The following is a 1,765-nucleotide window of genomic DNA, read 5'->3' as shown; positions in this document are numbered from 1 at the left end:
GGCCAGCACGGCCACCAGCAAGTCCACCGAACGCTCGGCGAGAATGCCGACGATCGTCTCCCGGCCGATGCCGCTTGCGCGCAGCGTGGCCGCCAAGCGGTTTCCCCGCTCGTTCAGCTCCGCATACGTCAGCCGGTCGTTCTCGTACACAACGGCCGTCTCTTCCGGCGTGCGCTCCGCTTGTTCTTCGAACAGCCGATGGAGCGCGGCCGCAGGAGCCACTTCCGGCTGCGCCGGGTTAAACGCGCCGAGAATTTGTTCTTTTTCCTCTGCCGTCAGCAAGTTCAGCTCGGCGATCTTCGCATCCGGACGGCTTACGATCGTTACGAGCAGCTGTTCGTAATGTTTCGCCAGCCGTTCGATCGTCTCCCTTTTGTAGAGAGCCGTCGCATATTCGAAGCTGTAATCCAAGCCGCCGTTCTCCTCGCCCACATCCAAGCTGATATCAAACTTCGCGGTATCCAGTGCGCTCGGATAAGGAATCAGGCGAAGCCCTTCCAGCTCAAATTCCTCGTTCTCCGTATTCTGCATCGTAAACAGCGTGTCGAAGAGCGGATTGCGGCTTAAATCACGGGTGACTTGCACCTTGTCCACCAATTCTTCGAACGGATAGTTTTGATGCTCGAAGGCGTGGAGGGTCGTTTCTTTGACTTCGTTCAGGTATGACAGGAATGTCTTCTCCGAAGCCGGATAACTGCGGATAGCCAGCGTGTTTAAGAAAATCCCGATCAACGGCTGTATATCTCCATGATTCCTTCCAGCAATCGGTGTACCGACGATCACGTCTTCCTGACCTGAATATTTATGCAAAAGGACGTTATACGCCGCAAGCAGCACCATAAACAGCGTCGTGCCCGTTTCCGAGGCCAGCTGCTTCAGGCCGTCGGTTTTCGAAGCGTCGAAGAAAAACTCCAGCGTTTGGCCTTCGTAGCTCTGCACGGCCGGACGCGGATAGTCGGTCGGCATTTCCAGCACCGGAAGCTCGCCTTGGAACATGTCCAGCCAGTATGCCTCCTGGCGCTGAAGCCGTTCCTTCTGCTCCTGCGAATGCTGCCAAACGGTGTAGTCTTTGTACTGAATGCGCAGAGGCTCCAATTGCTCGCCGCCGTACAAGCGGACGAATTCTTCAACAAAGATTTCCATCGATACGCCGTCGGAAATAATATGATGCATGTCGTACATTAGAATATGGCGTTCCGGAGCCAGCTCGACAAGGCCTACCCTCAGCAGCGGAGGCTTCGCCAAGTCAAACGGACGGACGAAACGACGAACCGTCTCTTCGGCCTCTTGCTTATCCGCTCGATAGAACTCCACGGCAACATTCACGTCCTGATAAATCCGCTGCGATGCTTCGCCATCCACCATTTCGAACCCGGTGCGCAGCGTTTCATGCCGCGTCACGAGCTTACGGAACGCTTCTTCGAACCTTGCCCGGTCCAAAGCACCCTCCAGCAGCATCGCTTCCGGCATGTTGTAGCTAAGCTCCGCGCCTTCCAGTTGATTCAGGATAAAGAGACGTTTTTGAGCAAAAGATTGCGGGTACACCTCTCGGTCATCCGCCACCGGAATGGAAGCGAATGTCTGCTCATCCAGCCGGGAAATGGCGGTCGCCATGCTCTCGATGGTGGAATGGCGGAACACGTCGCGCAGCGGCAGATCCACGTTCAACTCTTTATGAATCTTGCTGACCAGCGTCGTCGCCCGCAGGGAGTGGCCGCCGATGTCGAAGAAGTTGTCGTGAACGCCAATCTCCTTCGCAAGCCCC

1 protein-coding gene is annotated in these 1,765 nt (G+C 56.1%); it reads right to left on the bottom strand.

The annotated features are described in order from the left end of the window. The coding region (locus HFD99_RS24700) for a condensation domain-containing protein (protein WP_167441041.1) at positions 1–1,765 on the bottom strand (1,765 nt) is incomplete at both ends.

It is taken from the genome of Paenibacillus sp. EKM301P, from assembly GCF_011800295.1.
Taxonomy (GTDB): Bacteria; Bacillota; Bacilli; order Paenibacillales; family Paenibacillaceae; genus Paenibacillus; species Paenibacillus polymyxa.
The sequence above is the reverse complement of the archived record's forward strand: the minus strand, read 5'-3'. Positions and strand labels throughout refer to the sequence as shown.